This window comes from Streptomyces drozdowiczii, from assembly GCF_026167665.1.
Lineage (GTDB): Bacteria > Actinomycetota > Actinomycetes > Streptomycetales > Streptomycetaceae > Streptomyces > Streptomyces drozdowiczii_A.
Map to the genome: position 1 here is coordinate 7,106,329 of NZ_CP098740.1, position 24,434 is coordinate 7,130,762.

The following is a 24,434-nucleotide window of genomic DNA, read 5'->3' on the forward strand; positions in this document are numbered from 1 at the left end:
ACGGTGGCGGCCGGACGTCATCCACGGGTGCTCCACGGCCTCACGGCCACCAACAGAAGGGTCGGACGATGAAGCCGCTGGGAATTCAAGGTGCCTGGACCGAGGAGAAGAAGCTGTTCCGCGACGACCGCGGCAGCTTCCACGAGTGGTTCCGGAACGACGCCCTGCACACCGCGACCGGCCGGGAGATGGATGTCCGTCAGGCCAACTGCGCGGTGTCGCGGAAGGGCGTCCTGCGCGGCATCCACTTCACCGAGAGCCCGCCCGGCCAGGCCAAGTACGTCACCTGCCTGCGGGGCTCGGTGGTCGGCGCGGTGGTGGACATCAGGGTCGGCTCCCCGACCTTCGGCCAGTGGCGTACGGCGGAACTGGACGACACCAACTGCGCCGCGCTGTACGTCTCCGAGGGCCTGGGCTTCGGCTTCATGACCGTCAGCGACGAGGCGACGGTCATCTACCTCAGCTCCGCCACGTACGACCCGAAGCGGGAACACGGCCTGGACCCGCTCGATCCGGAGCTGGGCATCCAGTGGCCCGCGGGCATCACCCCCGTCGTCTCCGACCGGGACGCGAGCGCACCGAGCCTGGCCCGCGCCGGAGAGCTCGGGCTGCTCCCCGTCCACTCCGACTGAGCAACGAGCGACCCCCAGGAGGGCCCCATGGCACTGCCCCCGCACGAGCGTGAAGCGTTTCTCGCCGAGCCGCACATCGGCGCCCTGTCCGTCGCCGCCCTGGAACCGGGGCGGGCCCCGCTCACCGTCCCGATCTGGTACGCCTACGAGCCCGGCGGGGAGCTGTGGATCCTCACGGCCACCGGCTGCCCCAAGCACCGGGCGATCGAGGCGTCCGGACGGTTCTCGCTCATGGTGCAGCGCACCGAGCCGACGACCCGTTACGTCACGGTGGAGGGGCCCGTCGTCGACGTGGTGCCGGGCAAGGAGGAGGAGCTGCGGCGGGAGCTGGCCAAGCGCTATCTCCCCGCCGACCAGGTGGAGGGCTACCTCGCCATGGCCCGCGAGGTGTACTCCGCCAGCGTCCAGATCCGGATACGCCCGGAGCGCTGGCTCTCCGCCGACTTCGGGGGCGCCGGGGCGCAGCTGTCCGCCGAGGAGGTGCGTGCCGCGCTCGGCGACGTCTGGTTCGACGCGGTGGGCGTCCGCCCGCGCGACAAGGACGACTTCTTCGGGCTGGGCGGCGGGTCCATGGAGCTGGTCATGCTGCTGATGGCGGTGGAGGACCGGCTCGGGGTGAACATGTCGATGGACGAACTCTTCACGGACGAGTTCACGTTCGGCGCGAGCGTGGCCGCCGTCACCCGGGCCCTGGACGCGCCTCGGTGACCAGGTTCCTGCTCCTCGCCCACGGCACGCGCGGCGACGTCGATCCGTTCGTCGCGCTGGCCCGCGTCCTCGTCCGCCGGCACCGGGACGTCACCGTCCTCACCCACGCCCCGTACGAGGAGGCCGTCGCGGCCACGGGGGCGGACTTCCGGGCGGTGGACGACGCGGCGGGCTACGCGCGCCATCTGCGGCGCGCCCGGGACCTGCTGGGCGGCCGGCACCACACCCGCGTCGCCGACTACTACGGCGACGCGGACCTCTTTCTCGACCGGGTGTCCGTGGCCGGCGGCTTCGGGCAGATCCGGCGCGAGGTGGAGGCGCTGACCGGCGCGGGCGGCGACACCGTGGTGGTCGGCCGGCTGACCTCGTGCCTGTCCGGGCTGATGGCGGCCGAGCTGACGGGCAGCCCGGTCTGCCAGATCTCGCTGTCCCCCTTCCAGTCGATGACCGCGCCGATGACCGCACTGCACCTGGCCCGGTCGGCCGGGACCCAGCTCAACGCCCTTCGCGCCGGACTCGGCCTCCCCCCGGTCACCGGCTGGGCGCGGTGGCTCCGGAGGGCGGACCTGACCGTCGGCCTGTGGCCCAGGTGGTTCGACGCGGCGGGACCGGCGTCCCCCGGCCCGCTGGTGCTGACCGGCTTCCCGCTCGGGGACCGTGCCGCCGGGGAGACCCGGCGGGGCCCGGTCCCGGACGCCGGCCGGGAGGACGTCGTCGTGGTCACCGGCGGCACGGGCCGGATGCTGCATCCCGGTTTCTACGGGTCGGCCGTCGCCGGGCTGGCCGCGGCCGGACGGCGTGGCATCGTCGTCACCCCGCACGCGGACCTGGTCCCCCGCGTGCTGCCGCCCGGTGTGGTGCACCGGACCTCGATGCCCTTCGCGGAGGTCCTGCCGCGCGTGGCGGGCGTCGTGCACCACGGCGGCATGGGCACCCTCGCCCGGGCCCTCGCCTCGGGCACCCCCCAACTGCTGCTCGCGCACGGCGCGGACCGCCCGGACAACGGCGCCCGGCTGGAACGCCTGGGCCTCGCCCGGAGCCTCGACGCGAGTGACTGGTCCGCCGAGACGGTCGGCCGCGAGATCGCCCGGCTGGGCCCGGCGGGCGACCCGGGCCCGTTGAACGGTCCGGACCCCATGGACATGCTGGCGGACCGGGTCGTGGCGCTCGCCGGCCGGGCGCGGGCGGAGAGCGCGGAACGGTGGGCGGTCCGGTGAAGGTGCTGCTGGCGCAGAACATGTACTACCTGCCGTCGCACGGCGGGGCCAACAAGTCGAACCGGCTCATCATGGAGCGGCTCGCCGGGCGCGGCCACGCATGCCATGTGGTCGCTCCGGTGACGGGGCGGCTGAGCCACATCGGCCCGGACCGGATGCCCGGCTACCTCGCCGAACGCGGCGGCGAAGTCCTCGAACACACCGACCGGATACTCCGGTACCGGCACGAGGGCGTCACCGTGCACGGGGTCCTGCGCGCCCAGGACCTGCCGCGCACGGTGATGGACGTGGCGGGGGACCTCGGCGTCGACTGGACGCTCGTCCCCTCCGACGACCCGGGCATGATGATGCTCTCGGCGGCGCTGCGGTCCACGGAGCGCGTCCTCTATCTCGTACACACGCTTCAGCAGCTGCCGTTCGGGCCGCGTTCGTTCCGGCCCAGCAGGGCGGCGACGGCGATGATCGGGCGGGCGGCCGGGCTGGTGTCGGTGAGCCGGGCGGCGCAGGAGTACGTGGAGCGGTGGGCGGGTCTCGGCTCCGAGCTGATCTACCCCGACATCTACTCGTGTGCGCCGGTCCGCGATCCCCGGCCCGCCGAGCAGAAGTACGTCACCCTCGTCAATCCGTGCGGCTACAAGGGGATCGACGTCTTCCTCGCCCTGGCGGACGCCCTGCCGCAGGTGCCGTTCCTCGCCGTGGAGAGCTGGGGCATGACCGACCGGGACCGTGCGGCGCTCGCCGCCCGGCCGAACGTCGTCGTGCACCCGGGCGCCGACGACATGGAGCAGGTGTACGGGCGCACCAAGGTGCTGCTCATGCCGTCGTTGTGGGACGAGACCTTCGGCTATTGCAGTGTGGAGGCCATGCTGCGGGGCATCCCGGTGCTGGCGGCCGATGTCGGGGGTCTGCGTGAGGCGAAGCTCGGGGTGGGCCGTCTCCTGCCCGTGCGGCCCATCACGCGCTATCCGGGCGCCGGGCCGGTGGCCCTGCCGGATGCCGAGATCCCCGCGCAGGACGTGGCGCCGTGGCTGGACGCGCTGCGGGAGCTGCTGGGCGACGAGGAGGGCTACGGACGGCTGGCGCGGGAGTCCCGCCGGGCGGCGCGTGGGTTCGTGGCGGGGCTGGACCCGGACGCGATCGAGGCGCATCTGACGCGGCTCAGTACCCCAGTGCCTCGTTGACGGCGGCGCCGATCGCCCGTGCCGGTCCCGGCTCCATCATCTCGGTGTGCCGGCCGTCGACGCCCCGGGCGAGGACGCCGCCCCTGACGTACGGCTGCCAGGAACGGCGGGCGGGGCCGCCCGGGGCGGTGGGTTCGAGGCTGAGCGCGTCGCCGTCGAAGACCTTGGTGACCGGGGTCCGGTACAGGTGCTCGTTGGTCCGGTAGACCTCGTACACCGCTTCGAGCACCGGTTCCGCCAGTCGGCGCATGGGGTGCCCGGTCCGTACGAGACGGGCGTGGAGGGACGCGTGGTCCAGGGGCAGGCGGCAGAGGCGCGCCAGTTCGGCGTCCAGCTCGTCCGCGCCGGGCGGCAGCAGCATGGCCCGCAGGATGTCCTCGGGGCCCGGCAGCGGCTCCTCCACGGGCGGCGACGTGCTGACGAGCGCCAGGAGGCCGACGGTCTCGCCCTGTTCGCGGAGCCGGCACGCGATCTCGAAGGCCAGCCGGCCGCCCACGCACCAGCCGAGCAGCCGGTACGGCCCCTCGGGCCGGACGCGCCGGATCTGCTCGGTGTAGTCCGCCGCCATCTCGTCGAGGGAGGACGGCAGCCCGGCCGCCGTCACCAGGCCACGCGCCTGGAGGGCGTGGACCGGTACCCGCGCGTCCACGTACGGCAGCAGGCCGGCGTACGGGAGTCCGAAGCCGCTGCCGGGGTGGACGCAGAACAACGGGGCGTCGCCGCCGCCGCGCCGCAGCGGCAGCATCACGTTCCGGTCGGCGGTGGGCCGCTGAGTGGGTGCCGTCATCTCGTCTCCCCGGGAAAAGTCCCCCAAGGCTCCTCGCCGGTGTTTCCGGATGTCATCCTCCCGATTGCGCTCGCCTGCGTGTGTGTACGTCGCCGGCGGGCCGGGAAGGGCCGCGCAACCGGGAAGATGACACGCACCGCGCCGACGCGAATTCTGGGTGCGCAGATATCGCGCCGGTTGGCCCGCCCTTCGCCGCTCGCGACGCCGAGGCGCCGGCAAAGGAGGCTCAGTGAACCCCGCGCATCGCTCCCCCGAGCCGATCCGGATCAGGCTCGCGTCCACTTTCACCGCCACCCCGCTCGCCGATGTACTGGAATTCTGGGGCGACGAACTGGGATGGGAGCTGGAACCCGCATTCGCGCCCTACGGCCAGGTGTTCCAGGAACTCCTGGCCACCCGGGACGAACCGGAATGCCCCCGCCCGGCCGCCCGGGTGCTCCTCCTGCGCCTCGACGACTGGCTGAGCGAGGGCACCCGGCTCTCCGACGCGGTGACCGACCTCGCGGCGGCGGTGCGCACGACGGCCGCGCACAGCGGCGACCCGGTCGTCGTGCTGCTGTGCCCGTCCCCGCCGGGCGGTGCGCCCGAAGCCGTCAGGGCCGCCGAGGAGCTGCTCGTCACCGCCCTGCGCGGGGTGCCACGGGTCCAGGTCGTCCCCTCGGCCCAGGTCCTGTCCGGCTTCCCGGAGAGCGGCTGGCACGCCCCGTACACCGACCGGCTCGGCGCGGTCCCGTACACCGAGAGCGGGTTCGCCGCGCTCGGGACCGCGGTCGCGCGGGCCCTCCACGCCTGGGTGGCGCCCCGGCCGAAGGTGATCGCGGTGGACTGCGACAACACCCTCTGGGACGGCGAGATCGCCGAAGGCGGCATCACCGTGCCGCCCGCCCGCCGTGAGCTGCAACGGATGCTGGTGGACCAGACGCGCGCGGGCCGCCTGGTCTGCCTGTGCACCCGCAACGACGAGGCGGACGTCCTCGGTGTGCTCCGGGACCACCCCGACATGGTCCTGCGGCCCGAGCACGTCATCGCGGTCCGAGCCAACTGGCGGCCCAAGTCGGAGAACCTGCGCTCGCTGGCCGCCGAACTGGACCTGGGCCTCGACACCTTCCTGTTCCTGGACGACGACCCGCTGCAAGTGGCGGAGGTGCGCGCCGCGGCCCCCGAGGCCACCGCGCTGCACCTGCCCGCCGACGCCGGAGCGGCCGCCGCGTTCCTGGGGCACTGCTGGCCGCTCGACGCGCCGCAGGTGACCGCCGAGGACGCCCGCCGGACGGCCAGCTACCGGGACAACCACCGCCGCGAGGAGGTACGCCGGCAGTCGGCGACGCTCGCGGACTTCCTGGACCGCCTCGAACTGGTGGTGACCGTACGCCCCCTCGCCGCGCCCGAACTGGACCGGGCGGCCCAGCTGACCCAGCGCACCACGCAGTTCAACCTCAGCGGCGTCCGGCGCACCGCCGGGGAGATCGCCGCCCTCGCGGACCGGGGCACGGAGTGCCTGGTGGTGGATGTCCGGGACCGCTTCGGCACCTACGGCATCGTGGGCCTCATGCTCTTCGGCGCCCGTGACGGGGCGCTGTGCGTGGACACGTTCCTGCTGAGCTGCCGTTCGACCGGGCGGGGCGTCGAGCACCGGATGCTCGCCCACCTGGGACGGCTCGCCGAGGAACGCGGGCTGGCCGAGATCCGGCTGCCGTACGTGCCCACCGCCCGCAACGTTCCGGCCGCGGACTTCCTGGAGGAGGCCGGTGGCGGCTGGGAGGCGTACGAGGAAGGGCGCCGGGTCCGTGTGCTCTCCGCCGGACGGGCCGCCGGGGCCCGGCACGCGCCGGACCGGGGGGCGCCGCAGCGGGACGCACCCGCCCGCGAGGCGCCCGACCGCCCGGCCCCGGCGGCAGGGCGGCGCGCCGGGACACGGCGGAGCTGGTCCACCGCACCGCCGAGGAGCTGGCGACTCCGGACCGGGTGGTCGCCGCGATGCGGGCCCGGCGGACGGACGGCGGCCGGCAGGTGGTGGCCCGGTCCGGCGCGGTCCCCCCGCGCACACCACTCGAAACGCGGGTGCTGCGGCGCTGGGAGGAACTGCTGTCGCCCCGGCCGCTCTCGGTGCACGACGACTTCTTCGCACTCGACGGGGACTCCTTGAAGGTCGTCCAGTTCCTGGGCTGGGTGTACGAGGAGTTCGGCGTCGAACTCCCCGTCGCGACCTGGTCCGAGGGCTCGCTGACGGCGGCCGACGCGGCGGCGGCGATCGAGGAGGCGCTTCACCCGGCGGCCGTTCCCGCCCCGTAGCGCAGCGGCGATTCCCCGTTCCGGAGCACGGCAATCCAAGAGATGACCCGCCCGTCCGCGTGGGATGGGATAGGCGTTCGGTGGGCGGCCTCTGCCCATCCGGACGCATTCCGGTCCGGGACCGGAAGCGACTACGGAAGGCAGCGGATCGTGAAGGCACTGGTACTGGCGGGCGGTTCCGGAGTTCGCCTCCGGCCATTCACCTACTCGACCCCGAAAGCGCTCATTCCCCTCGCGAACAAACCGGCTCTGGAATACGTCGTCGCCCATCTCCGCGAACTCGGCGCCCGGGACATCTGCCTGGTCGTCGGCGACTGGGCGGACACCATCTCGGAGGCCATGGGCGACGGCTCCCGCTTCGGGGTGCGCCTCACCTACCTGCGCCAGGAACGGCCGCTCGGCCTGGCCCACGCGGTGCGCACGGCCCGCCCGTTCCTGCGCGACGACGACTTCCTGCTGCACCTCGGGGACAACGTGTTCCCGGACGGAGCGGCCTCCATCGTCGAGGAGTACCGGCGGACCCGCCCGGCCACGGGGCTCGTGGTGCAGCAGGTCGCGGACCCGCGCGCCTACGGGGTCGCGGAGGTGGCGGCGGACGGTGCGGTGCTGCGGGTCGTGGAGAAACCGGCGCAGCCGCGTACCGACCTCGCCGTGCTCGGCCTGTACTACCTCACCGCCGCCGTCCACGAGGCGATCGGTGCCATCGCGCCGAGCCTCCGGGGCGAGCTGGAGATCACGGACGCGATCCAGTGGCTGATCGACCGGGGACACACGGTCGAGGCCAGGCGGTACAGCGGCTTCTGGAAGGACATCGGCCGGTCCGACGACGTGCTGGCGTGCAACCGCCGGCTCCTGGACGACCTCGTCCCGGCCGTCGACGGGCACATCGACGCGGCGAGCGAGATCCGCGGCCCGGTGGTCGTCGAGCCGGGCGCCCGGGTGGTCCGCTCCCACGTCCACGGCCCCGCGATCATCGGCGCCGGCACGCTCATCGAGGACTGCCTCATCGGCCCGGGGACCTCCGTCGGGCGCGACTGCACCGTGCGCGCCACTCACCTGTCCGACTCGATCGTCCTCCAGGGCGCCCAGGTCCACACCCCGCGCGGCCTGTACGGGTCGCTCGTCGGCCGGTACGCCACCGTCGGCCCGGCGGAGCCGGACGAACCGGCCCACCGCCTCGTGGTCGGTGACCACGCGCGCGTCGAAATCATCGCGGCATGAGGACCGGCCCCTCCGAAGAACCGCCCCCCGACCAGGAGACTTCCATGACTGACGACCGGATACCGCCCGAGGACCACGCATCACCGGACGCGCCCACCGTGGCCGTGGTCGGGCTGGGGTACGTGGGCTCCTGCCTGGCCGCGACGCTGGCCGACCGGGGCTCGCACGTCGTGGGGGTGGACGTCGACACCGCCCTCGTGGACGAACTCGGCGCGGGGGTCGTCCGCTTCGCCGAGCAGGGGCTGAAGGACATGGTGGGCCGCGCCGTCTCGGCGGGGCGGCTCCGGGTCACGACGGACTTCACCGCGGTCACCGCCGCCGACGTCGTGGTCATCGCGGTCGGCACCCCCGCCCACGACGACGGCTCGCTGGACGACCGGCAGTTGCGCGGCGCGTGTCTGGCCCTGAGCGGCCACCTCCGAAAGGGGCAGCTGATCGTGGTCAAGAGCACGGTCACGCCCGGCACCACCAGGAGCCTGGTGGCCTCGTCGCTCGGCAGCGGCGGTCTGCGCGCGGGCGCCGATTTCCTGCTGGCCTACAGCCCCGAACGGCTCGCCGAGTCCACCGCGCTCGCCGAGCTGCGCGCGTTCCCCATCGTCGTCGGCGGGCTGGACGCGCCGAGCACCCGGGCGGCGGCGGACTTCTGGCGGCGGGCCCTGGGCGTCGACGTCATCGAGCAGGACTCCCTCGAAGCGGCCGAGATCGTGAAGCTGGCCGACAACTGGTGGATCGACCTCAACATCGCGCTCGCCAACGAACTCGCCAAGTTCTGCGCCCTGTACGAGGTGGACGTCCTGGACGTCATCGAGGCGGCCAACTCCATCCCCAAGGGCAGCGGCCACGTCAACATCCTGCGCCCGAGCGCCGGGGTCGGCGGCTCCTGCCTCACCAAGGACCCGTGGATGGTGTGGCGGGCGGCACGCGGCCACGACGTGGACCTCCTCACCGTTCCGGCGAGCCGCGCGGTCAACGACGGCATGCCCGAGCACACCGCGCGGCTGATCACCGACGAGCTGACCGCGCTCGGCAAGGACCCGGCCGCTTCGACGGTCGCGGTCCTCGGTGTCGCCTTCAAGAACAACACCAGTGACCTGCGCAGCAGCCCCGCCCGGGCGGTGGTCCGGGCGCTCGCGGCGGCGGGGGTGCGGATACGCGTGCACGATCCGCTGGTGGACACCGTGCAGGCGGAGGAGCTGCTGGACGTGCGGCCGAGCGCCACGGTGGACGAGGCGGTGCGCGACGCGGACTGCATCGCCGTGCTGGCCCTGCACAAGGAGTTCGAGGACATCGACTTCGGCGCGCTGGCCGTCGCCGACCCGTGCGTCGTCATGGACGGGCGCGCGTACTACTCGAAGGAGAAGATCGCCGTGCTGCGTCGGCTGGGCTACCGCTACCTCGGGATCGGCCGATGAGCGCGCGGCGCGTGGTCGTCACCGGCGGCTGCGGGTTCGTCGGGAGCCATCTGGTGGAGCGTCTGGTCGCCCGGGGCGACGAGGTGACCGTCTTCGACGGTGCGCCCTACCCGGCCGACATGGACGACGACGTACGCGGGCAGGCGCGGCACGTCCGGGGCGACATCCGCGACGCCGACGCGCTCGCGGGGGCGATCCGGCCCGGTACCGACGCCGTCTACCACCTGGCCGCCGTCGTCGGCGTGGACCAGTACCTCGCCCGGCCGCTCGACGTGATCGACGTCAACTTCACCGGCACCCGCAACGTGCTGGAGGCGGCGGCGCGGGCCGGGGCGAAGGTGGTGGCCGCGAGCACCAGCGAGGTCTACGGCAAGAATCCGGTCGTGCCCTGGTCCGAGGACGGGGACCGGGTGCTCGGCCCCACGACCGCCGACCGCTGGACGTACTCGACCAGCAAGGCGCTCGCCGAGCACATGACGTTCGCGTTCGCCCGCCAGCACGGCCTGGAGGCGACGGTCGTCCGCTACTTCAACGTGTACGGGGCCCGTCAGCGCCCGGCGTACATCGTGAGCCGCACCGTGCACCGCGTCCTCAACGGCCTCGCCCCGGTCGTCTACGACCAGGGCCTCCAGACCCGCTGCTTCACCCATGTGAGCGACTGCGTCGAGGGCACCGTCCTGGCGGCGGAGAAGCCTTCGGCGGTGGGCGGCGTCTTCAACATCGGCAGCATGGACGAGACCACGGTGGGCGAGGCGGTGCGCCTGGTCGCCGAACTCGCCGGGTCGGACCGTGCCGTGATCGAGGTGGACACGAAGGACCGGCTCGGACCGGCGTACGAGGATCTGCTGCGCCGGGTCCCGGACAACTCCAGGGCCCGGAACGAGCTCGGCTGGACCTGCGGGACGTCCCTGCGCGACGGGCTGGCCGACACCATCGCCTGGGCCCGCGCCCATCCGTGGTGGCTCGCCCTGCCGGACAACGGCGCGCTCTGACCGCCAACACGCGGATGCCGGTGCCGGCTCCGGCTGAAGGGCGCACACCGCGCGGCCTCTGGATGGAGTACGCAGAATCGTTACGCCAGCCTCCGGGCGGGTGACCCCGCGCATCCGGGGGCCCCGCTCGGGGGATGGACCTGCGGGTCCGACAGCTCGCCGGGGCCCGGCGTCGGGGCGGCCGCGCATGCCCCGGATCGGCACGGGTGCATCGCCATGGGTTTCATGAGGCTTCGTCAGGGTGCGGCCGCCGCGTTCGGCGCGCTCGTTCTCCTCGCCGCGCAGTCGGGGTCCGCGAGCGCCGCCGAGGGGGACTTCTCCTACACGTACGCCGGGCTCGACGGCATGCCGCGCACCGTCACCCTGCACGAGCCCCCGAGCCCCGGCTGCGTCACGCTCCCCGAGGTCGCCGACACCCGGGCCTCCGAGCCGGCCTTCGCCCCGCAGAACGAGACCGACGAGTGGGCCATGGTGTTCACCGGGACCGACTGCACCGGCGACTCCTGGACCCTGGGCCCGCACGGAAGGCCCACATCGGAACGGCTCAAGCTGCGCTCGGTGTACCTGACCGGGCGTCACTGACGCTTCGCTTCAGCCGAGGATGAGCGGGAGCCGGGCCGCCAGGCCGCCCAGGTCCGCCGCCTGCGCGGAGGTCGGGGTGGCGCGCCCCGTGCCGATCCGCAGTGCTTCGGCGTCCGTGAGCGAAGGGGGGAACGCGGCGCCCGCGACGGCCTCCAGCGCTCGGCGGGCCACGGCCAGGGTCTCGGCGGGCGGTTCGGGGGCGGCGGGCAGGCGGGCCACGAGGTCGAGGTGGTGCAGGGTGCCTTCGAGTACGTACGCCGCGAGGTAATCGGCGACCGTGAGGACCATGTCCTGCGTACGGACCCGGGCGGCCGGGTCCGCGAGACCGGCGGCGCGGACGGCGGCCGTGCCGAGGTCGTCGATGTGGTGCTTGAGCCAGCGCGGTTCGCCGTACGCCGCCGCCAGCCGGGGATCAGCGCGTCGAGCGGGTCGTCACCCGTCGGGGGCTCGGGGAGCAGCGTCCAGTAGCCGGGCGCGTCGGTCGTGGCGGGCTCGTCGGCGGGGGTGACCAGGGTGATCAGGACGTCCTGCGCGTCGATGACCAGGTGGCACACCAGGTCCCGGACGAGCCACCCCGTACAGCCGGAGGGTTTCCCGAAGTCCTCGTCGGGAAGAGCGGCCACGGCGTCGAGCAGTGCCGTCCAGGAGCGCGAGAAGGGATGCATGGGCCCCACGCTAGGGGTGTGCGCCCCCTCATCTCATCCGTAGTGGCGAAGCTCCGGCCACGTCTCGGCCCAGGGGCGGCGCGGCCCCGTACAGACGTAGACCTGGCCGCCCCACTCCACGTTGTGCATGCCGTACGGGTTGGTGAGGCCGGCGGCCACGGTGACGTGCTGGAAGTACCGGCGCAGCTCGGCCTCGTAGCCGGGGGCGTGCTCCGGGCCGGGGGCGACCGCGAGGACCGTGGTGGCGGCCGGGTCGCCGGGGCCCCACCACCAGTCGGTGTTGTGGGCGCTCACGGCGTGCGGCAGGCCGGTGCCGCGCCCGAGTTCGTTGATGGCGCCCGCTTCTCCGTACTCGGCCGTGTAGATCACCGCGTGTGCGCGCTGCTCCTGCGGCAGCCCGTCCCACACCTGGCTCACGGTGCCGACGAGCTGGGGCCAGCCCAGGGTCTCCCCCGTGTTCGTGCTGACGCCGTAGGTCCAGGCGACCGCGCCCGGCGGCAGGACGGGCAGGACGATGACGGCGAGCACCGCGGTCGAGGCCGCCGTCGCGATCATGAGGTCCCGCAGGCGGTCCCGGCGGGCGCGCAGCCACCCGTCGAGCCCGACGGCACCGGCCGCCAGCAGGCACACGTACAGCCCGCCCAGGTAGTAGATCTGGGCGCCCGTGGTCACCGCGAACAGCACGAACAGCACGGCGTACGCGGCGACCAGGCACTGCCACAGGGGTTGGCCGGAGCGCCAGAGGAAGCGCAGGCCCGCGAACCACAGGATCGCCGTGGCGAATCCGGCCGTCGCGAGCTGGCCGACGATCCAGGTGGGGATGTGGCCCGGGCCGCCGTTCTTCTCGTTGAGCGCCCGGGTCATCTCGAACATGGCCCAGTCGTGGTGCGCCTGCCACCACAGGTCCGGCAGCACGAGCAGCACGGCGAGCGCCGCCCCCGCCAGGAGCCACCGGTCAGCCACCGTGCGCCGGGCCGGGCCGAGCAGGACGGCGGCCACCAGGACGAACCCGAAGATGCCGGCGAGGTGGTTGAACTCGGCCCCGATCCCGACGAGCGCCCCGGCCGCGAGCCACCAGCGGGTGTCACCGGTGCGGCCGATCCGTACGACCACGAGCGCGATCGCCGCCCAGGCCAGCACCTCGTACGCCGTGGTGTTGGCGAGGTGCGCGCCGCCCAGGAGCACGGGCATGGCGGCGGTCGCGACGGCCGCGAGGAGCTGCGTCCGCCGGGCGCCGCCGAGTTCACGGGCCGTCAGCCCGCCCACGACCACCGTGCCGGCGGCGGCGAGTGCGGGCCACAGCCGCAGCCCGGCCTCCGAGACGCCGAACAGCTCCAGCGAGACGCGCGCCAGCAACGGGGCCAGGACCGGCTGGTCCACGTAACTCGCCTGGAGGTGCCGGGCGCAGTCGAGGAAGTACAGCTCGTCGATGTGGAAGCCGTAGCGCGTGGACAGCGCCATGAGGAGGACGAAGACGCCGCCGGCGACGAGGAGGACGCGGCGGTCGGGCGGGGGAGGGGGCGGCTCGCGGTGTCCCGTGCGTCCGGCCCGGGCGTGGCCGGTGCTGGTGTTTCCGTCTCGTCCGCCATGTTCGTCCGTCCCCCCGGTGCCGGCGTCCCGGGGCGTCGTCCGCGGCCCGGGCGGCCCGTGCGCCGCGGGCCGTCCACACCCTAAGCCCCTTCCCTGTCAGGGGCGTTGGGGCCTCAGGCCCACTCCACGAACTGGACGACCACGCCGTTGGGGTCGGTGATCTGGAAGAGGCGCTCGCCCCAGGGCTCCTCGCGCAGCGGCATGGTGATGCGCACGCCCTCCTCGCGCAGCCGCCGCTCCTCCTCCTTGATGCCGGTGGCGAGGGTGAGGGCCAGGATCAGGCCCGCCGCGCGCTGGTCGCGCTGCTCGGGCGGCAGGATCTCCGTCCCCCGGGCGAGCAGCACGATGTCGGCTGCCGCGTCCGGGCGGCCGAGGGAGGCGAAGCCCTCGGCGGCGGCCTGCTCCGTGTAGCCGAGGTGCCTGGTGAAGAACTCCCGGGACGCGGCGACGTCGTCAACGGTCAGGGAGAGGGTCGTCGTCGTGATCGCGGCGGTCGGAGTGGTCGGGGCCTTCGGCATACGGGTATCCATTCGTTCGTCGTTCGGGGTGAACTTTACGACGGAGGTAAACTTAGCCCGAGACTTCAGGGGTGTCAACATAAAAATGCTACGAGGGTAAGATTCCCCCATGACTACTGAGAGCACCGTCACCACGGGCGCACCCGTCGGGCTCCGCGAGAGCAAGAAGCAGGAGACCCGGCAGCTCATCTCCGACGCCGCCACCAGGCTCTTTCTCGACCAAGGGTTCGAGCAGACCACCATCGCGGAGATCGCCGCCGCCGCCCGCGTGGCGAAGAAGACGGTGACCAACTACTTCGCGCACAAGGAGGATCTGGCCCTCGACCACCAGGACGCCTTCACCGGCTCGCTGGCCGCCACGGTCGCGGACCGCGCACCGGGTGAGTCCGCGCTGACGGCCCTGCGTCAGGCGTTCGCCGACGCGGTCACGGCTGCCGACCCGGTCGCGGGCTTCTCCGGCCCCGAGTTCGCCCGGATGGTCGCCGACAGCCCCACACTGTCGGCCCGGCTGCGCGATCTGCACGACCTGCGCGAGGTCCGGCTCGCGAAGGTCCTGGCCGAGACCACCGGCGCCGCCCCCGACGACATCGCCGTGCGCACCGCCGCCGCCCTGCTCGGCAGCGTCCACCGCATGCTCTTCGACCGCATCCAGGAACTGACCCTGGCCGGCTGGACCAACGCCCGGATCAGCGACGAGCTGGCGGCGTCCGCCGACTACGCGTTCGGGCTGCTGGAAGAACCACTGGCCGGTTACGCCGCCGGGCCCTCCGCCGGCCCGAAGGTCCACCAGGACCTCATGCTCTGACGGCCGCCCACCGCGTACTCGGGCCGTTCCGACGCGCCCTCAGCGCCCCGGCCAGGCGAGGTCGTCCACGGCGAGGAACGGTTCGGCGGCCAGCCCCGCCGGGGTGGCCCCGGTGAACGCCACGACGTCGCGGTGCAGGTGGGACTGGTCGGCGTACCCCGCATCGGCGGCCACCCGGGCCGGGACCTCGCCCGCGACCAGGCGGTGGGCGGCGTGGTCGAAGCGGACCAGGGTCGCCGCGCGCTTGGGCGGCAGGCCGAGCTGGGAACGGAAGCGGGACCACAGCCGCTTGCGGCTCCAGCCGACGTCGGCGGCGAGTTCCTCGACCCGGGGCCGGCCGTGCCCGTCGGTGAGCCGCCGCCAGGCCCACGCCACCTCCGGGTCCACCGGAGCCCCGGCCGCGTACCGGCGGGTGACCAGCGCGTCCGCGAGCGCGAAGCGGGCCTGCCAGGACGGGGCCTCGCCTAGCCGTTCGCGGATCCGGAACGCCTCGCGGCCCCACAGGGCCTCAAGGGGGACGACGGCACCGTCGAGCGCGGAGGGCTCCACGCCGAGGACCGCGCGGGCGATCACCGGGGACAGCCGCACCTGCACGCACTCCACGTTCTCCCCGCGTACCCGCACCGCTCCCCCGGAGCCGAGCCCCGGTCCGGCGACGAGGCAACCGCGCTGCTGCTCACCGGTGGCGCGGTCGAGTACGGGCGTACCGGCGCCGAATTCGAGGAGCAGCGTGACCGCCGGGTGCGGGACCATGCGCAACGCGCCCAGGTCGTGCACGCCGAAGCCGGCCATGGTGACTCCGGCCACCCGGCTCGGCCGCTGCGGACGGGCGACGTCCCACACAGCCGTACCGTGCATGAACGTGGGCACCCCTCCATGCTACGAGGGCGCCGCGACGGGGAAGCCGACCGGCCGGAACATTCGTTCAATACGCGGGCGGGGCCGGTCGCGACAGTGGGGGCATGACTGCTTCCGGAACCACCGATTCGTCGCTCCTCACAATGGCCGACGGCGACACCGTCCACGTCTGCCAGGACGGGCCGCGCGAGGCCCCCGCGCTCCTGCTGATCCACGGTTCGGCGTCCTCGGCGCGCTCCTGGGACGCGCTGGTGCCCCTGCTGACGGCACCCGGGACCCACCGCGTCGTACGGGTCGATCTGCTCGGGCACGGCCGGTCGGACAAGCCGGACGACGGCCGTTACGCGATCCCGGACCAGGCGCGGCGGGTCGGCGAGGTGCTGGACCGGATCGGTGCCGGACGGGCCGTGGTGGTGGGCCATTCCAGCGGCGGGGTGACCGCGACGGCCCTCGCCGAGGAGCGCCCCGGGCTGGTGTCCGCGCTGGTGCTCGTCAACACCGGGCCGAGCCTGGGCGCGTTCATCGCCACCGGCTCCGGCGCCGCCGCCCCCGCGCAGTGGCCGCCGAGCGACGACCGGATCCGGCAGTTCGCGAGCACGGGCTTCAGCCGCCCCGGCTACCGGGTGCCGGACGCGCTGCTCGACGAGGTGCGCGCCATGACGCCGCACTCCTTCGCGGCCACCATGCAGGCCACCCGGGCGTATCTGGAGGAGCGGGCGCTGCCGGAGCGCCTGGCGGTGGCCGGGAAGCCGCTGCTGGTGCTCTTCGGTGCGGACGACCGCCGCTGGCGCTCCTCGTCCGCCGCCGATTACCACGCCGTCCCGGGCGCCCGGGTGGAGCTGCTGCCGGGTCTTGGACACTCGCCGATCCTGGAGGACCCGCCCCGGGTCGCCCGGCCCCTGCTGGACTTCGCCGCGCTCCACTGCTGAGGGGAGGGCGCCCTCCTACGACCGGTCCAGCGCGGCCTCCACCTCGTCCATGACGTGCTGCCAGTGGGTCCGCCGGCGTTCGCGGTCCTCCGCGCTCGCCAGGTGCTCCTGGTGGAAGCGCAGCATCGTGCGGGCGCCGTCGGCGGCCGGGGTCATGGCCACCTGAAGGGTGGTGGTGCCGTGGGTGACGCGGATGCGGTCCATCGGGCGGTAGCCGCGCACCTCACCGGTCACCCCCGCCGCCGTCCGGTACGGCGCGCCGCGCTCCGGGGCCAGCGCCGCTTCCGAGCCGAGCCAGAGGGCGAGCCCTTCGGGGCCGCTGATGAAGTCCCAGACGACGGACGGGGGGTGGTGCAGCGTGCGGGACACGCCGATCTGCCAGCCCGCGTCCCTGGTGAGTCCGGTGGGCATCGGTCATCCTTCCTCGGAGTGGCGGGCGCGCAGCGCCCTGACCTTGTGACGGTTGCCGCAGTGCTCCATCGAGCACCAGCGGCGGCGGCCGGGGCGCGAGGTGTCCACGTAGATCAGGTGGCAGTCCTCGGCGGCGCAGGTGCGGATGCGGTGCGCGTGGGCACCGGTCAGCAGCTCGACGGCGTCGCGCGCGACGGTGGCGACCAGCGCCGTCCCGCTGGGGTTGCCGGCCCACCGGCGGCTGCCGTCCGGGGCGATGGCGGGCGCCAGGGCGGGGCGGGCAGCCGCCTCGTTGATGACCGCCAGGTCGCCGGGCGGGTGCGGTTCGCCGCGCGTGTGGGCGATGACCACCCGGAACAGCGCGTCGCGCAGCATCCGTAGCGCCGCGACCTCCACGGCGGAGACGGCCGGCTCGGGGGTCGGGGTCAGCCGGGAGCGCTCAGCCCAGGCGCGCACGTCGGCGGGCTGGTGCAGGACCTCGTACCGCTGGTAGGGCCCGGGGCCGCCGGTCGTCAGCAGCTCCAGGCACAGGGCGCCCGGGTCGAACCGGTAGGTGACGCCTGTGGTGGACCGAAGGGTCAGCCCCAAGGGCTCAGCATCCATGTAACCACTATAACCGGTTACGTATGACGCACGCCACAATCGCGCCATGTCACATCCGAGGGCCCCGCCCCCATCCCCTGGTTGTCAGCGACCGATGGAGGAAGGACCGATCATGAGCACGCAGCGGAAGACGCACCACATCGTGGTTCTGGGAGCCGGATACGCGGGCATGGCCGCCGCCGTCCAGCTGGCGGCGCGGACCGGGAAGCGGCGCGACGCGGTGCGGGTGACCGTGGTGAACGCGGGGGAACGGTTCACCGAGCGAATGCGGCTGCACATGACCGCCGCCGACCGCCCCCTCGGCACGATGAGCATCCCGGAGATGCTGGAGGGCACGGGCGCGCGGTTCACGCGGGGCTGGGTGACGGCGGTGGACGCCGGGGCCAGGACCGTACGCATCGACGACGAGCGCGTCCTCCCCTACGACACGCTGGTGTACGCGCTGGGCGGGGTCGCCGACACCTCGGCGGTGCCGGGCGCCGACGACTACGCGTACACCCTGAGCAGCACCCAGGACGCGCAGCTGCTCGCCGACCGGCTGAAGGCCCTCGGCGAAGGCGGCCACGGCACCGTGGCCGTCGTCGGCACCGGGCTCACCGGCATCGAGTCGGCGGCGGAGATCGCCGAGCGGTACCCCCACCTCGACGTCGTCCTGCTCGGCGGCGAGGAGCCCGGCGCGACCATGAACGACAGGGCTGCGGCCCATGTGCGGGCCGCGCTCGACCGGCTCGGCGTGCGCGTGCGCGGCGGCGTCCGCGTGGCGAAGGTGCTCGCCGGTTCGGTGGAGCTGGAGGGCGGCGAGAGCATCGCGGCCGACGCGGTCCTGTGGACGGGCGGCACCCGGGTGGCGCCGCTCGCCGCGGCGGCCGGCCTGGAGGTGGACGAGCGCGGACGCATCGTCACCGACCGCGCGCTGCGTTCCGTTTCGCACCCCGAGGTGTACGCGGTCGGCGACGCGGCCGCGATCCGCCAGGGCTACGGGGTCATGCACGGCACCTGCCAGGGCGGCATGCCGACCGGGGTGCACGCGGCACTGTCGATCGACCGGGTCCTCGGGGGCAAGCAGCCGAAGCCCTTCCGCTTCGGCTACTACCACACGCCGGTGAGCCTGGGCCGGGGCGACGCGGTCGTGCAGTTCACCCGGCCCGACGACAGCCCGCGCCGAATCTGCCTGGTGGGCGCGATGGCCGTCCGGTACAAGGAGACCGTGACAGCCTCGCCCTGGCCGACGTACGGCCGTATGAAGAAGATGCCCGCGTCGGGCGCGTTCTGGCCGCGCGGAGGGCGCTTCACCCGCATCCGAGGAGACAAGTGACCGGCACCGCCGACCGTTCCGCCCGCCCCGCCCAGCAGGTCTTCCTGGAGTACCGGCGGTTGCTGTTCTCCGTGGCCTACCGCGTCCTCGGCACCGCCGCCGATGCCGAGGACTGCGTCCAGGACGCCTGGTTCAAGTGGTCCGCCGCGGACCGTTCGCAAGTGGCCGACCCCAAGGCGTACCTGACCCGGATCGTGACGAACCTGGCGCTGGAACGGCTGCGGTCCGCCCGGTACAAGCGGGAGACGTACGTCGGGCCGTGGCTGCCGGAGCCCATCCTGACCGGCGGCGCCCCCTCCGAGCCCGTCCAGGACGCCGAATCGGCCGCGCTGGGCGCCGAGTCGGTGTCGATGGCCATGCTGGTGGTGCTCGAAACGCTCAGTCCGCTGGAGCGCGCGGTGTTCGTGCTGAAGGAGGTGTTCGCCTTCAGCCACGCCGAGATCGCCGAGGCGGTGGAGCGTTCCGAGGCGGCGGTACGGCAGGCCGCGCACCGCGCCCGCGAGCACGTACGGGCCCGGCGCCCGCGCTTCGAGGCGGACCGGGCGCGGCAGCGCGAGGCGGCGGAACGTTTCCACGCCGCCGCGACGGGCGGAGACGTCAACGCGCTGCTCGAACTCCTCTCCCCCGACGTCACCTTGTGGACCGACGGCGGCGGCAAGGTCCGCCAGGCACTGCGCCCGGTGACCGGCGCGGCCACGGTGGCCGGCTGGTTCTCGGCGATCGGCACGGTCACCTACCAGGGCGTCGAGCCCGCCGACATGAAGGCCGAACTCGTCGAGATCAACGGCGGCCCGGGCATGGTGTTCAGCGGCCCGGACCGCGTCATCGCCACCGTGACCTTCGACTTCGACGCGCGGGGCCGCATCACCACGATCCACAACGTGGCCAACCCGGACAAGCTGCGGGCGGTCTCCGAGGGTGTCGCGTACGACATCGGGGCACGGTAGCCGTCGCCGTCGCCCTCGCCCGATCGGGTCGAAAACGGGCGGCGCCGCTCCGCCTGCCGCGCCTGCCGGTGCCACGGCTACAAGATCGTCAACGAGTCGCCACCGGCTCGGCGGAGCGCGCCCGTTCGTCGCGGCGCCCCGTCACCGACACGGCCGGGCCCCGGCCCGGACCCGTACGAAGGAGATCCCGTGATCGCACAGGGCAAGCGGATCCTCGGCTCCCTGGCCATGGCATTCACCGCCGCGGCCGCGCTGACCGTCGCCGTCCCCGTCGGGTCCGCCTACGCCATCGACCATGTGGAGTGCGTCGGCGGCGCGGACTTCCTGAAGATCTACTCCCACCTCGACGGCCGTCAGAGCGTCGACTGCTACGCCAACGCGGGCCGGACCGACTTCGGCGGCTGGTGGGCCGACCGGATCGTCACCGGCAACAACGACCTCATCTACTACGACGTCAACGGGGACTCGGTCCGGATCAACCGCTGGACGGACATCACGTTCCCGAACAACCCGCCCCGGATCAAGAGCATCCAGATCCTCTGAGCGCCCGGAAGTGAACCGACGGTCACCGCCGTGCACGAGCGGCGGTGACCGTGGCCGTGGCCGTCACACCACGTCGAACTCGTTGCCCTCCGGGTCCAGCATCGCGGTGGCGTAGAAGTCCATGTCCGGCAGCTCCCTGACTTCCGCCACCGTGGCACCGGCCCCGACCAGCCGCGCCACCGTGGCGTCGACCCGCTGCTTGCGGACCTCCAGCGGAACGGCACGCCCCCCGCCGACCTTGAGGTCGAAGTGCCACCGGTTCTTGACCGCCTTCACCTCCGGAACCTTCTGGAACCACACCCGCGGCCCGCGCCCGGCGGGATCGATGATCGACTCCGGCACGTCCCCCGCCCGGGCGGCAACTCCTCCTCGGGCACCCCCATGTCCTCCCAGTAGGCGCGCCAGCTCGCGTGCCCCTCCGGCGGCGGCTCGGGGACGTACCCCAGGGCCTCGCCCCAGAAGGCCACCATCCGCCGCGGATCGGCACAGTCGATCGTCAACTGCACGGACATCTCGGGCGCCGTCTCGGTCTCCGTCTCCATCCCCGGAGCATCCCAGACGGCTCTGACAACACAGCGCCTTGACCTCAAGTCCGCTTGAGATATGAGGCTGGCGCCATGGAAACCGAAGAAGCGCAGCGGCAGCTGCGACACCTGACCGACCGTGCCGAGATCACCGACCTCCTGGACCGCTACCTCCGCTCCCTGGACCACGGGGTCCTTGACGACGAGTGGGCTCGCGCGTTCCACACCGAGGACGTCACCGCCGAGATGCCCGTGGGCACCGTCCACGGGCGCGATGCCTTGCTGGACCGCGTGCGGCAGGGCATGGCGCTGTTCGACCGGACCGTGCATTTCGGTACGAACAACATCATCGAGATCGACGGCGACCGGGCCACGGTTCGTGGCGCCCAGCTGAGCACCCACGTCCTCGCGGGCGGCCCGGACGACGTCTTCGTCTCCGCCGGGCACACGGAAACCGAGCTGGTCAGGACGGTCGACGGCTGGCGGGTCTCCGCCACCGCGCTGCGGATCGTGTGGACCCGGGGGACTCCGCCGCGCCTGCCGGCGGAATTCGCGCCGGCCGCCGACTGACGCACGCCCGGTGTGGCGGGGGTCACGGGAACCCGCCTCGCCGGGCGGAGAGGTAGAGGTGTGAGATGTGATGATCAGGAAGACCGGGAGCGTATGCGCACGCGCATCAGGGCGGGCGACCGCCGGGCGTTCGCCGCGCTCTACGAGGAGTACGCGCGGCCGGTCTACAACCATGCCTACCGGCTGACGGGCGACTGGTCGGCGGCCGAGGAGGTCATGTCCGAGACCTTCCTCGCCGCCTGGCGCACTCGGCAATCCGTCGAGCCGGAGGGCGAATCGCTGCTGCCGTGGCTGCTCGGCATCGCCACCAACAAGGCGCGCAACGCCAACCGGGGCACCGGCCGGCGCCTCGCCTTCCTGGCCCGCCGCCCCGCCCCGGAGCCCGTCGCGGACATCGCGGACGCCGCTGCCGGGCAGGTGGACGACGCCCGGCGGCTCGCCGCCGTACGGCAGGCGCTGGACGGGCTGCGCCGCCAGGACCGCGAGGTGCTGGCCCTCTGCGTCTGGTCCGGCCTCGATTACGCGGAGGCCGCCGAGGCGCTCGGCGTCCCGGTGGGCACGGTGCGGTCGCGGCTGTCCCGCGCCCGCGAACGGCTGCGGCGGCTCACGGACGACCGGCTGGCCCGGGAACGGAACGACAGCGGCACGGAACCCCGCCCCCGTCGCGGAGAGGTACAGGGCAGGGCCGCGTTCGTGGCCCTGCCCATCCAGGAGGAAGCCCGATGAACGACCGTACCTCCGGCCCCACCCGGGCCGAACGCGAGGAACTGGCCCGGCTGCTGCCGGCCCCGGCCGAACGGGATCTGCCCCCGGGGCGCCATCTCCACCACAAGGAAACCCTGATGCAGCTGATCGACCAGGACGGCGACCGCGCCACCGCCCGCCCCCGGCCCCGCCTCCTGCGCCCCGCCGTCCTCCTGCCCGCCGCCGGGCTGGCCCTGGGCGGGGTCCTGTTCACCACGCTCGCCGTGACCGATCAGGGCGAGACCCCCCGCACCACCGCCGCCGCCACGGCCCCCCGCGGGGCGACCGTGCTGCTGGACCGGATCGCCACGGTCGCGTCGAAGAGCGACGCGACCGAGGTCACCGACGCGCAGTACGTGTACGTCAGGACGTTGCAGGCCGAGAACACGGGCGCGTTCGGCGGTCCGGTGAAGCTGGGCAGGCCCGGTGAGCGCGAGGTCTGGATGGCGCAGAAGTCCGGACCGGTGATCCACGAGGGGCTGATCCACCAGGACGGCAGGTACTACCCGATCGAGGTCGGCGTCCCGGACGGCGAGAAGCCCGTCGGCTACCCGGCGGGCCTCAACCGGCCGACGTACACCTGGCTCGCCTCCCTGCCCACCGACCCGGACGCCCTGCTCCGGCGGCTCGCCGCCGAGATCACCGCGGACCAGGACGCGCGGAACACCCCGGCCGACGAGCGGGACCCGGACCAGGACGCCTTCGAGGCCATCGGCGAGCTGCTGCGGGAGACCCTGATGCCGCCGCAGACCGCCGCCGCCCTGTACAAGGCCGCGGCGAGGATTCCCGGCGTGAGCGTGGACAGCGACGCGGTGGACGCCGCCGGCCGGCACGGCATCGGCGTGGCCCGCGACGACGAGCGCGCCGGCCGGCGCACCGCCTGGATCTTCGACGCGAAGACCCTGGCGTACCTGGGCGAGCGGACCTACCTCACCCGGGACACCTCCATGGGCCCGAAGGGCACCGTCACGAACACCTCGGCGGTCCTGGAACGCGCGGTGGTCGACGCCCTCCGCGAAAAGCCGTCGACCACGGCATGACCTCGCGGGCCCTACCCTGACGGCATGACAGACGCGGTACGGGGAAGCGGCGAGGCGGCACCCTGGCGTCCCGAAGGGGAACCGGGCGGGGCGCCCCTCGCCGTGCCGAACGCCCTCGGCGCACTGTGGGCGGTCCGGCACGGGCAGAGCACCGCCAACGTCGCCTTCGCCGAGGCGGGCGCGGCGCCCCTGGAGGGCCGCGACCGCGACGTGCCGCTGTCCGCCCTCGGTCAGACACAGGCGCGGGCGCTCGGGCGGTGGCTCGTGGAGTACGCCGGTGAGCTGGACCTCGTCGTCTGCTCGCCGTACGTACGGGCCCGGCAGACCTGGCAGGCGATGGCCGGGTACGCGGCCGGTGAGGGCGTCGCTCCGCTTCCGCTTCTGGTGGACGAGCGGCTGCGGGACCGGGAGACGGGCGTCTTCGAGCTGTACCCGCCGGCCGCCCTGGCGGCGCGGGACCCGGAGGAGGCCGCGCGCCGGGACCGCCTGGGCGAGTGGTTCTACCGCCCTCCCGGCGGGGAATCGCTCGCCGATGTCGCCCTGCGGGTGCGCGGGTTCCTCGCCGATCTGGAGCGGGCCGCGCCCGGGCGGCGCGTCCTGCTCGTCGCGCACGACGCGGCGGTCGTCGCCGTCCGCTTCGCCCTGGCGGGCCTCGGCGCGGCGACCCCCGAGGCCGTACCGCCGGTGCCCAACGCCTCGCTCTCCCACTGGCAGGGCGACGGCCACCGCCTGAACCTGCGGCTCTGGGGCGGGACCGCGCACCTCGCTCGGGAAGGGGACGCGACCGCGTGACGGGCGACGACGTGCTGGAGGTCCTGGACCTGCTGCGGGAGGCCGGTGCGGAGGTCTGGGTCGGCGGGGGCTGGGGCATCGACGCGCTGGTGGGGCGGCAGACGCGGGAGCACCGGGATCTGGACCTGATGCACCGCCTGGAGCAGGAACCGGCGGTCGTCGCCGCTCTTGCCGCGGCCGGGTTCGCAGAAACGCTCGACTGGCGGCCTGTGCGGTTCGTCGTCTCGGATGGGGCGGGGCGTCAGATCGACCTGCATCCGCTCGTGTTCGGCCCGGACGGGGGCGCCCTCCAGGAGTCGTTGGAGCCCGGGAAGCCGTTCGCCTATCCGGCGGACTGCTTCGTCACGGGCAGCGTCGGGGGCCGTACCGTGCCCTGCCTGTCCGCCGCGCAGCAGGTCTTCTTCCACCAGGGTTACGAGCCCAGGGACCGGGATCTGCACGACATGGCCCGGCTCCGCGAGACGTTCGGGATCAGCACGCACTTCTGATCCTGGAGTCGAGTAGGACGGGCAACCCAACCGCGTACGAGAAGCGCTTGAAGGCGACTTGAGGCTCG

At 73.6% G+C, this 24,434-nt stretch carries 26 protein-coding genes and 3 pseudogenes; 21 read left to right on the top strand and 8 right to left on the bottom strand.

The annotated features are described in order from the left end of the window. Window positions 1-68: 68 nt before the first annotated feature. From NEH16_RS32030 to NEH16_RS32050, 5 genes and pseudogenes are all read left to right on the top strand, one after another. A complete protein-coding gene (locus tag NEH16_RS32030) occupies window positions 69-632 on the top strand; it encodes a dTDP-4-dehydrorhamnose 3,5-epimerase family protein (RefSeq protein WP_265546631.1) in 564 nt (187 codons plus the stop codon). A gap of 27 nt (window positions 633-659) precedes the next feature. Beyond that, a pseudogene (locus tag NEH16_RS32035) lies at window positions 660-1,082 on the top strand (pyridoxamine 5'-phosphate oxidase family protein); the annotation flags it as partial. Window positions 1,083-1,148: 66 nt separating this feature from the next. Beyond that, window positions 1,149-1,340, top strand: coding sequence for an acyl carrier protein (locus tag NEH16_RS32040; RefSeq protein WP_265547473.1), 192 nt, complete (start codon window positions 1,149-1,151; stop codon window positions 1,338-1,340). Then, on the top strand, window positions 1,337-2,557 hold the full coding sequence (locus NEH16_RS32045) for a glycosyltransferase (protein ID WP_265546633.1): 1,221 nt from the start codon (window positions 1,337-1,339) through the stop codon (window positions 2,555-2,557). Before NEH16_RS32040 ends, NEH16_RS32045 begins: the two co-directional genes overlap by 4 nt. Beyond that, window positions 2,542-3,738 (top strand): glycosyltransferase family 4 protein, encoded by a 1,197-nt coding sequence (locus NEH16_RS32050; protein ID WP_265546635.1) that lies wholly within the window; start codon window positions 2,542-2,544, stop codon window positions 3,736-3,738. Before NEH16_RS32045 ends, NEH16_RS32050 begins: the two co-directional genes overlap by 16 nt. On the opposite strand, the gene NEH16_RS32055 is transcribed toward NEH16_RS32050, so the two are convergent. Beyond that, window positions 3,716-4,525 carry a thioesterase domain-containing protein gene (locus tag NEH16_RS32055; RefSeq protein WP_265546637.1) on the bottom strand — a complete coding sequence of 270 codons (810 nt, stop codon included), beginning with the start codon at window positions 4,523-4,525 and terminating at the stop codon, window positions 3,716-3,718. The two genes, NEH16_RS32050 and NEH16_RS32055, sit on opposite strands and share 23 nt — an antisense overlap. Window positions 4,526-4,754: 229 nt before the next feature. On the opposite strand from NEH16_RS32055, the gene NEH16_RS32060 reads away from it, so the two are divergent. From NEH16_RS32060 to NEH16_RS32085, 6 genes are all read left to right on the top strand, one after another. Then, on the top strand, window positions 4,755-6,671 hold the full coding sequence (locus NEH16_RS32060) for an HAD-IIIC family phosphatase (RefSeq protein ID WP_265546638.1): 1,917 nt from the start codon (window positions 4,755-4,757) through the stop codon (window positions 6,669-6,671). Then, a complete protein-coding gene (locus NEH16_RS32065; RefSeq protein ID WP_265546639.1) occupies window positions 6,632-6,817 on the top strand; it encodes an acyl carrier protein in 186 nt (61 codons plus the stop codon). The genes NEH16_RS32060 and NEH16_RS32065 overlap by 40 nt, the downstream gene beginning before the upstream one ends. 150 nt (window positions 6,818-6,967) lie before the next feature. After that, entirely contained in the window at window positions 6,968-8,038 is a 1,071-nt protein-coding gene (locus tag NEH16_RS32070) for a glucose-1-phosphate thymidylyltransferase (protein ID WP_265546640.1), read from the top strand. 44 nt (window positions 8,039-8,082) lie between these two features. Beyond that, a complete protein-coding gene (locus NEH16_RS32075; RefSeq protein ID WP_265546642.1) occupies window positions 8,083-9,450 on the top strand; it encodes a nucleotide sugar dehydrogenase in 1,368 nt (455 codons plus the stop codon). Continuing rightward, a complete protein-coding gene (locus NEH16_RS32080; RefSeq protein WP_265546644.1) occupies window positions 9,447-10,442 on the top strand; it encodes an NAD-dependent epimerase/dehydratase family protein in 996 nt (331 codons plus the stop codon). The genes NEH16_RS32075 and NEH16_RS32080 overlap by 4 nt, the downstream gene beginning before the upstream one ends. Window positions 10,443-10,667: 225 nt before the next feature. Continuing rightward, window positions 10,668-11,024, top strand: a complete 357-nt coding sequence (locus NEH16_RS32085) for a hypothetical protein (RefSeq protein WP_265546646.1) — start codon at window positions 10,668-10,670, stop codon at window positions 11,022-11,024. A 9-nt stretch (window positions 11,025-11,033) separates the two neighbouring features. On the opposite strand, the pseudogene NEH16_RS32090 reads toward NEH16_RS32085, so the two are convergent. From NEH16_RS32090 to NEH16_RS32100, 3 genes and pseudogenes are all read right to left on the bottom strand, one after another. Next, a pseudogene (locus tag NEH16_RS32090) lies at window positions 11,034-11,689 on the bottom strand (maleylpyruvate isomerase N-terminal domain-containing protein). Window positions 11,690-11,722: 33 nt separating this feature from the next. After that, window positions 11,723-13,150 carry a glycosyltransferase family 39 protein gene (locus tag NEH16_RS32095; RefSeq protein ID WP_265546647.1) on the bottom strand — a complete coding sequence of 476 codons (1,428 nt, stop codon included), beginning with the start codon at window positions 13,148-13,150 and terminating at the stop codon, window positions 11,723-11,725. Between the two features lie 242 nt (window positions 13,151-13,392). Next, entirely contained in the window at window positions 13,393-13,797 is a 405-nt protein-coding gene (locus tag NEH16_RS32100) for a VOC family protein (RefSeq protein ID WP_265546649.1), read from the bottom strand. 109 nt (window positions 13,798-13,906) lie between these two features. Between NEH16_RS32100 and NEH16_RS32105 the strand changes: the two genes are divergently transcribed. After that, on the top strand, window positions 13,907-14,602 hold the full coding sequence (locus tag NEH16_RS32105) for a TetR/AcrR family transcriptional regulator (RefSeq protein WP_265546651.1): 696 nt from the start codon (window positions 13,907-13,909) through the stop codon (window positions 14,600-14,602). Between the two features lie 39 nt (window positions 14,603-14,641). Here the strand turns inward: NEH16_RS32105 and NEH16_RS32110 are convergent, their stop codons facing one another. Next, window positions 14,642-15,472 (bottom strand): helix-turn-helix domain-containing protein, encoded by an 831-nt coding sequence (locus NEH16_RS32110; RefSeq protein WP_265546653.1) that lies wholly within the window; start codon window positions 15,470-15,472, stop codon window positions 14,642-14,644. Window positions 15,473-15,564: 92 nt separating this feature from the next. On the opposite strand from NEH16_RS32110, the gene NEH16_RS32115 reads away from it, so the two are divergent. Then, window positions 15,565-16,389 (top strand): alpha/beta fold hydrolase, encoded by an 825-nt coding sequence (locus NEH16_RS32115; RefSeq protein WP_265546654.1) that lies wholly within the window; start codon window positions 15,565-15,567, stop codon window positions 16,387-16,389. 15 nt (window positions 16,390-16,404) lie between these two features. Here NEH16_RS32115 and NEH16_RS32120 read toward each other — a convergent pair whose 3' ends face one another. Continuing rightward, entirely contained in the window at window positions 16,405-16,800 is a 396-nt protein-coding gene (locus tag NEH16_RS32120; protein WP_265546655.1) for an SRPBCC family protein, read from the bottom strand. Between the two features lie 3 nt (window positions 16,801-16,803). Continuing rightward, window positions 16,804-17,403, bottom strand: coding sequence for a CGNR zinc finger domain-containing protein (locus NEH16_RS32125; RefSeq protein ID WP_265546657.1), 600 nt, complete (start codon window positions 17,401-17,403; stop codon window positions 16,804-16,806). 112 nt (window positions 17,404-17,515) lie between these two features. Between NEH16_RS32125 and NEH16_RS32130 the strand changes: the two genes are divergently transcribed. The 3 genes from NEH16_RS32130 to NEH16_RS32140 all read left to right on the top strand — a co-directional run bounded on the left by NEH16_RS32130 (window position 17,516) and on the right by NEH16_RS32140 (window position 20,208). Then, on the top strand, window positions 17,516-18,718 hold the full coding sequence (locus NEH16_RS32130) for an NAD(P)/FAD-dependent oxidoreductase (RefSeq protein ID WP_265546659.1): 1,203 nt from the start codon (window positions 17,516-17,518) through the stop codon (window positions 18,716-18,718). Then, the gene (locus NEH16_RS32135; protein ID WP_073969508.1) at window positions 18,715-19,665 is read left to right on the top strand and encodes an RNA polymerase sigma-70 factor; all 951 of its coding nucleotides are present in this window, start codon (window positions 18,715-18,717) and stop codon (window positions 19,663-19,665) included. Before NEH16_RS32130 ends, NEH16_RS32135 begins: the two co-directional genes overlap by 4 nt. Window positions 19,666-19,854: 189 nt before the next feature. Further along, a complete protein-coding gene (locus NEH16_RS32140; protein ID WP_073969509.1) occupies window positions 19,855-20,208 on the top strand; it encodes a beta/gamma crystallin domain-containing protein in 354 nt (117 codons plus the stop codon). Window positions 20,209-20,271: 63 nt separating this feature from the next. Here the strand turns inward: NEH16_RS32140 and NEH16_RS32145 are convergent. Beyond that, window positions 20,272-20,750: pseudogene (locus NEH16_RS32145) on the bottom strand (VOC family protein). Between the two features lie 75 nt (window positions 20,751-20,825). On the opposite strand from NEH16_RS32145, the gene NEH16_RS32150 reads away from it, so the two are divergent. The 5 genes from NEH16_RS32150 to NEH16_RS32170 all read left to right on the top strand — a co-directional run bounded on the left by NEH16_RS32150 (window position 20,826) and on the right by NEH16_RS32170 (window position 24,366). Then, window positions 20,826-21,302 carry a nuclear transport factor 2 family protein gene (locus tag NEH16_RS32150; protein ID WP_265546660.1) on the top strand — a complete coding sequence of 159 codons (477 nt, stop codon included), beginning with the start codon at window positions 20,826-20,828 and terminating at the stop codon, window positions 21,300-21,302. 93 nt (window positions 21,303-21,395) lie between these two features. Continuing rightward, window positions 21,396-22,028, top strand: coding sequence for an RNA polymerase sigma factor (locus NEH16_RS32155; protein WP_265546661.1), 633 nt, complete (start codon window positions 21,396-21,398; stop codon window positions 22,026-22,028). Next, window positions 22,025-23,086, top strand: coding sequence for a CU044_5270 family protein (locus NEH16_RS32160; protein WP_265546663.1), 1,062 nt, complete (start codon window positions 22,025-22,027; stop codon window positions 23,084-23,086). Before NEH16_RS32155 ends, NEH16_RS32160 begins: the two co-directional genes overlap by 4 nt. Before the next feature lie 24 nt (window positions 23,087-23,110). Continuing rightward, window positions 23,111-23,878 carry a histidine phosphatase family protein gene (locus tag NEH16_RS32165; RefSeq protein ID WP_265546664.1) on the top strand — a complete coding sequence of 256 codons (768 nt, stop codon included), beginning with the start codon at window positions 23,111-23,113 and terminating at the stop codon, window positions 23,876-23,878. Beyond that, window positions 23,875-24,366, top strand: a complete 492-nt coding sequence (locus NEH16_RS32170) for a nucleotidyltransferase domain-containing protein (protein ID WP_265546666.1) — start codon at window positions 23,875-23,877, stop codon at window positions 24,364-24,366. Before NEH16_RS32165 ends, NEH16_RS32170 begins: the two co-directional genes overlap by 4 nt. Window positions 24,367-24,434: the final 68 nt, after the last annotated feature.